Below are 6,565 nucleotides of genomic sequence, written 5' to 3'. Positions count from 1 at the left end.
ACCGAGGCTGAGACGGCACCCTAGGAAAGCGAAGCCATTCAATACGAAGTATTGTATAAATAGAGAACAGCAGTAAGATATTTTCTAATTGAAAATTATCTTACTGCTGTTTTTTTTAGGGATTTATGTCCCAGCCTCTGTAATATTAATTAGGATTTATTTCTAAGTTGAGTTATTTTAATTGTAAATCTGTTTTCTTTAATTCTTTTATAACTTCTGCAGTATCATAACAATTTGTTGCAATTGTTGAATATCTCTCTGCTAAACGATATGCATTAATGTAAAGCTTTAAACTTTCTTTAGCTATATCCTCTGCATCTTCGAATTTTGATGGGTTAGACATAACCACTAATTCTGCAAATTTTTCTGGATCAATATTAATAGACATGTATTTATTTACAACTCCTATTTATTTTGATGTCTTAATACTAACATATTGAAGTTTTCAGACAAAGTAATGTCTCTTTATAATTGAAGAAAAATAATTCAAAGAATTTAATATTTACTTTAAATATTAGAACGTATGAATTAAACTAGTATTTATGAGAGGATGAACAAAACATGAGAATAATGTTTATAGGGGATATCGTAGGTAAAATTGGACGAGACGCAATTGAAACGTACATACCTCAACTGAAGCAAAAGTATAAACCAACAGTTACAATTGTAAATGCTGAAAATGCAGCACATGGTAAAGGTTTGACTGAAAAAATATATAAACAATTACTAAGAAATGGTGTAGATTTCATGACTATGGGTAATCACACATATGGTCAACGTGAAATTTATGATTTTATAGATGAAGCAAAACGACTAGTAAGACCAGCGAATTTTCCGGATGAAGCGCCGGGAATTGGTATGAGATTTATACAAATTAATGATATTAAACTTGCAGTTATTAATCTGCAAGGAAGAGCGTTTATGCCAGATATTGATGATCCTTTTAAAAAGGCAGATCAATTAGTCAAGGAAGCACAAGAACAAACTCCGTTTATATTTGTTGATTTTCATGCAGAAACAACTTCTGAAAAGTATGCAATGGGATGGCATTTAGATGGTAGAGCTAGCGCTGTTGTTGGAACGCATACACACATTCAAACAGCAGATGAACGTATTTTACCAAAGGGGACAGGGTATATAACGGATGTTGGTATGACAGGTTTTTATGACGGCATTTTAGGAATAAATAAAACAGAGGTAATTGAGCGTTTTATCACTAGTTTGCCACAAAGACATGTTGTTCCAAATGAAGGTAGAAGTGTATTATCTGGTGTTGTTATTGATTTAGACAAAGAAGGTAAAACGAAGCACATCGAACGTATATTGATAAATGATGACCATCCATTTTCAACATTTTAAAATTACGTAAGTAAACATTCGAATTGGACCCTATCGTCCATTAGTATGAATTTAATATAGTACCACTGTTTACATAGTAAATCGGTGGTTCTTTTTGTTATCATTTAATATGAAATATATCCATAGGAGGCATATAACTATGAAACCACAATTATCGTGGAAAGTTGGCGGTCAACAAGGCGAAGGTATTGAATCAACTGGGGAAATCTTCGCTACGGCTATGAATAGAAAAGGATATTATTTATATGGATATAGACATTTTTCAAGTCGTATCAAAGGTGGACATACGAATAATAAAATTAGAGTTTCTACGACGCCTGTTCATGCAATTAGTGATGATTTAGATATTTTGATTGCATTTGACCAAGAAACAATTGATGTTAACCATCATGAAATGAGAGAAGACAGTATTATTTTAGCTGATGCCAAGGCTAAACCTGTGAAACCAGAAGGATGTCATGCACAGCTTATTGAATTACCTTTTACAGCAACCGCTAAAGAATTAGGTACAGCATTAATGAAAAACATGGTTGCAATAGGTGCTACTAGCGCATTGATGAATTTGAATACAAATACATTTGAAGAACTTATTACTAATATGTTTTCTAAAAAAGGTGACAAGGTAGTTGAAGTCAATATCCAAGCATTAAACGAAGGTTATCAATTAATGCAATCTCGCTTACCTGAAATCTACGGGGACTTTGAATTAGAGTCAACAGATGTACTACCACATCTATATATGATTGGTAACGATGCCATTGGATTAGGTGCAATTGCTGCAGGTTCGCAATTTATGGCGGCATATCCTATTACACCTGCGTCTGAAGTTATGGAATATATGATTGCCAATATATCTAAAGTAAACGGAGCGGTTATTCAAACAGAAGATGAAATTGCTGCTGTAACTATGGCTATTGGTGCAAATTATGGTGGAGTCAGAGCGTTTACGGCTAGTGCTGGTCCAGGTTTATCTTTAATGATGGAAGCAATTGGATTATCTGGTATGACTGAAACGCCATTAGTCATTATTAATACCCAACGAGGTGGACCTTCTACTGGATTACCTACGAAACAAGAACAGTCAGATTTAATGCAAATGATTTATGGTACACATGGTGATATTCCAAAAATTGTTGTAGCACCAACTGATGCAGAAGATGCATTTTATTTAACTATGGAAGCCTTTAATTTAGCAGAACAATATCAATGCCCTGTTATAGTTCTAAGTGATTTGCAATTATCTTTAGGTAAACAAACTGTTGAAAAATTAGATTATAATCGCATTGAAATTAAACGTGGTGAAATCATTCAATCTGATATTGAACGTGAAGAAGATGATAAAGGTTATTTCAAGCGTTATGCGTTAACATCCAATGGTGTTTCTCCTAGACCTATCCCCGGTATTAAAGGAGGTATTCATCATATAACTGGTGTGGAACACAATGAAGAAGGTAAACCTAGTGAATCTGCATCAAATAGACAACAACAAATGGAAAAACGAATGCGTAAAATTGAGCAGTTACTAATTGAATTGCCAGTAGAAGCTAACTTACAACATGAAGATGCAGATATTCTTTATATCGGTTTTATTTCTACAAAAGGTGCAATTCAAGAAGGTAGTAACCGTTTGAATCAACAAGGCATAAAAGTTAACACTATACAAATTAGACAATTGCATCCATTCCCAACAAGCGTTATTCAAGATGCAGTTAATAAAGCGAAGAAAGTCGTTGTAGTGGAGCACAATTATCAAGGACAATTGTCTAGTATTATAAAAATGAATGTCAATATTCATGATAAGATTGAAAATTATACAAAGTATGATGGGACACCTTTCCTACCACATGAAATCGAAGAAAAAGGCAAAATAATTGCTACTGAAATAAAGGAGATGGTATAGATGGCGACATTTAAAGATTTTAGAAATAATGTTAAGCCTAACTGGTGCCCTGGATGTGGCGATTTCTCAGTACAAGCTGCAATTCAAAAAGCAGCCGCAAATATAGGGCTAGAACCTGAAGAAGTAGCTATCATCACCGGTATAGGATGTTCTGGCCGTCTTTCAGGATATATTAATTCTTATGGCGTTCATTCTATTCACGGACGTGCATTACCTTTAGCTCAAGGTGTAAAAATGGCGAATAAAGATTTAACTGTTATTGCATCTGGAGGAGATGGTGATGGTTATGCTATAGGTATGGGGCATACAATCCATGCTTTAAGAAGAAATATGAACATGACGTATATAGTCATGGATAATCAAATTTATGGTTTGACAAAGGGACAAACATCGCCGTCATCAGCAGTAGGATTTGTTACTAAAACAACGCCAAAAGGTAATATAGAAAAAAATGTTGCGCCTTTAGAATTAGCATTATCATCTGGTGCCACATTTGTAGCCCAAGGTTTTTCAAGCGATATTAAAGGATTAACAAAACTAATTGAAGATGCAATTAATCATGATGGATTTTCATTCGTTAATGTCTTTTCACCTTGTGTGACTTATAATAAAATTAACACATACGATTGGTTTAAAGAACATTTAACAAGTGTTGATGACATTGAAAATTATGATTCTACAGATAAACAATTAGCGACTAAAACTGTTATTGAACATGAATCTTTAGTAACTGGTATTGTTTATCAAGATAAAGAAACACCATCATATGAATCTCAAATTAAAGAGTTAGATGATACACCACTTGCTAAAAGAGATATCAAAATTACTGAAGACACCTTCAATGCATTAACTGAACAATTTATTTAATAATTAAAACTGAGTCGTATAAATGTATTTATAACAGATCCATTTATGCTACTCAGTTTTTTACTATTACAAAAAATAAAGGAGTTTTTAAAAATGAAAGACACATTAATGAGTATACAAATAATTCCTAAAACACCAAACAATGACAATGTTATTCCTTACGTAGACGAGGCGATTAAAATAATTGACGAATCTGGTTTGCATTTTAGAGTAGGTCCGTTAGAAACGACAGTACAAGGAAATATGAATGAATGTTTAATTTTAATACAATCATTAAATGAACGAATGGTGGAACTTGAATGTCCAAGTATTATTAGCCAAGTTAAGTTTTATCATGTGCCAGATGGCATCACTATTGAAACTTTAACTGAAAAATATGATGAATAACATTAAAAGTGAAGTAAACTGGATTTGAATTGGCTTGTTAGAGATGACGTATAACTTTAACTGTTTTTGCACTTTATAGTTAAATTTAATATAATTATTAAATGATACGGGCAAATAGAAAGGATTTTGTAAAGTGAACGAAGAACAAAGAAAAGCAAGTTCTGTAGATGTTTTAGCTGAGAGAGATAAGAAAGCAGAAAAAGATTATAGTAAATATTTTGAACATGTTTATCAGCCGCCTAATTTAAAAGAAGCGAAAAAAAGAGGTAAACAAGAAGTTCGTTATAATAGAGATTTCCAAATTGATGAAAAATATCGCGGTATGGGGAACGAGCGTACATTTTTAATTAAAACATATGGATGTCAAATGAATGCACATGACACTGAGGTCATTGCTGGTATACTTGAAGCATTAGGCTATCAAGCAACGACTGATATTAACACTGCAGATGTTATTTTAATTAATACATGTGCGATTAGAGAAAATGCCGAGAACAAAGTGTTTAGTGAAATAGGTAATTTGAAGCATTTGAAAAAAGAACGACCTGATATTTTAATCGGTGTTTGTGGTTGTATGTCACAAGAAGAGTCAGTAGTGAATAAAATTTTAAAATCGTATCAAAATGTAGATATGATATTTGGTACACATAATATTCATCATTTACCAGAAATTTTAGAAGAAGCATACTTATCTAAAGCAATGGTTGTTGAAGTATGGTCTAAAGAAGGAGACGTTATTGAAAATCTTCCAAAAGTCCGTGAAGGCAACATTAAAGCATGGGTCAATATTATGTATGGTTGTGATAAGTTTTGTACATATTGTATTGTTCCATTTACAAGAGGTAAAGAACGAAGCCGCAGACCTGAAGACATTATAGATGAAGTACGTGAACTTGCTCGTGAAGGTTACAAAGAAATAACGCTTTTAGGTCAAAATGTAAATTCTTATGGTAAAGATTTACAGGATATAGAATATGACTTAGGAGATCTTTTACAAGCAATTTCTAAAATAGCGATTCCAAGAGTTCGTTTCACAACAAGTCATCCTTGGGACTTTACAGATCACATGATTGATGTTATTTCAGAGGGTGGTAATATCGTTCCGCATATCCACTTGCCAGTTCAATCTGGAAATAATGCAGTATTAAAAATAATGGGTAGAAAATATACACGAGAAAGTTATTTGGATTTAGTAAAACGAATCAAAGATAGAATTCCTAATGTAGCATTAACTACAGATATTATTGTAGGGTATCCAAATGAATCAGAGGAACAATTTGAAGAAACTTTAACTCTGTATGATGAAGTTGGTTTTGAACATGCATATACGTATTTGTATTCACAACGTGATGGTACGCCTGCTGCTAAAATGAAAGATAATGTACCTTTAGATGTCAAAAAGGAACGATTGCAACGTTTGAATAAAAAAGTTGGTCATTATTCACAAATAGCTATGAGTAAGTACGAAGGACAAACTGTAACAGTACTTTGTGAAGGTAGTAGTAAAAAAGATGATCAGGTTCTTGCTGGCTACACTGATAAAAATAAGCTAGTTAATTTCAAAGCGCCTAAAGAAATGATTGGTAAACTAGTGGAAGTACGAATAGATGAAGCTAAACAGTATTCATTAAATGGCAGTTTTGTAAAGGAAGTAGAGCCGGAAATGGTGATTCAATAAATGTATAATAAAGATGACGTGTTGAAACAAGCGGATAATATTGCAAATAAAATTAAAAATTTGGATACTATCAAAACATATCAACAAATTGAAGCACAGATTCATCAGAACCAAACGATAAAGACTAAAATGGATATGTTAAAAAAGCATCAAAAACAAGCAGTAAACTTTCAAAATTACGGGAAACAAAATGCGCTAGAACAGTCGGAACATACCATTCAAAGTATAGAAGCAGAAATAAATACATTGCCCATAGTTGAACAGTTTCAAACTTCACAATATGAAGCGAATCAATTATTGAAAATGTTTGTATCAACAATGGAAACACGTTTAAATGACCATAATAAAGCCAAGCATAGTGATTAATTACAAAC

Annotated in this window: 7 protein-coding genes; 6 read left to right on the top strand and 1 reads right to left on the bottom strand. The window is 32.7% G+C overall.

Translation table 11 applies throughout. The features are described 5' to 3' along the window. Window positions 1-172 precede the first annotated feature (172 nt). The gene (locus tag IDG65_RS12350; protein ID WP_000026308.1) at window positions 173-388 is read right to left on the bottom strand and encodes a hypothetical protein; all 216 of its coding nucleotides are present in this window, start codon (window positions 386-388) and stop codon (window positions 173-175) included. 173 nt (window positions 389-561) lie between these two features. Between IDG65_RS12350 and IDG65_RS12345 the strand changes: the two genes are divergently transcribed. The 6 genes from IDG65_RS12345 (at window position 562) to IDG65_RS12320 (ending at window position 6,557) form a co-directional block, all read left to right on the top strand. Then, on the top strand, window positions 562-1,359 hold the full coding sequence (locus tag IDG65_RS12345; protein WP_001222105.1) for a TIGR00282 family metallophosphoesterase: 798 nt from the start codon (window positions 562-564) through the stop codon (window positions 1,357-1,359). Between the two features lie 139 nt (window positions 1,360-1,498). Then, window positions 1,499-3,259, top strand: a complete 1,761-nt coding sequence (locus tag IDG65_RS12340; protein WP_052997695.1) for a 2-oxoacid:acceptor oxidoreductase subunit alpha — start codon at window positions 1,499-1,501, stop codon at window positions 3,257-3,259. After that, window positions 3,260-4,126, top strand: a complete 867-nt coding sequence (locus tag IDG65_RS12335; RefSeq protein WP_000190138.1) for a 2-oxoacid:ferredoxin oxidoreductase subunit beta — start codon at window positions 3,260-3,262, stop codon at window positions 4,124-4,126. A gap of 93 nt (window positions 4,127-4,219) precedes the next feature. Continuing rightward, on the top strand, window positions 4,220-4,513 hold the full coding sequence (locus IDG65_RS12330) for a thiamine-binding protein (protein ID WP_000655666.1): 294 nt from the start codon (window positions 4,220-4,222) through the stop codon (window positions 4,511-4,513). A gap of 133 nt (window positions 4,514-4,646) precedes the next feature. Beyond that, window positions 4,647-6,191 (top strand): tRNA (N6-isopentenyl adenosine(37)-C2)-methylthiotransferase MiaB, encoded by a 1,545-nt coding sequence (miaB, locus tag IDG65_RS12325; RefSeq protein WP_001001521.1) that lies wholly within the window; start codon window positions 4,647-4,649, stop codon window positions 6,189-6,191. Then, window positions 6,192-6,557 carry a YlbF/YmcA family competence regulator gene (locus tag IDG65_RS12320; RefSeq protein ID WP_000282386.1) on the top strand — a complete coding sequence of 122 codons (366 nt, stop codon included), beginning with the start codon at window positions 6,192-6,194 and terminating at the stop codon, window positions 6,555-6,557. The last annotated feature ends 8 nt before the right edge of the window (window positions 6,558-6,565 follow it).

The sequence above is a fragment of the Staphylococcus sp. EG-SA-17 genome, assembly GCF_017151845.1.
GTDB lineage: Bacteria > Bacillota > Bacilli > Staphylococcales > Staphylococcaceae > Staphylococcus > Staphylococcus aureus.
The sequence above is the reverse complement of the archived record's forward strand: the minus strand, read 5'-3'. Positions and strand labels throughout refer to the sequence as shown.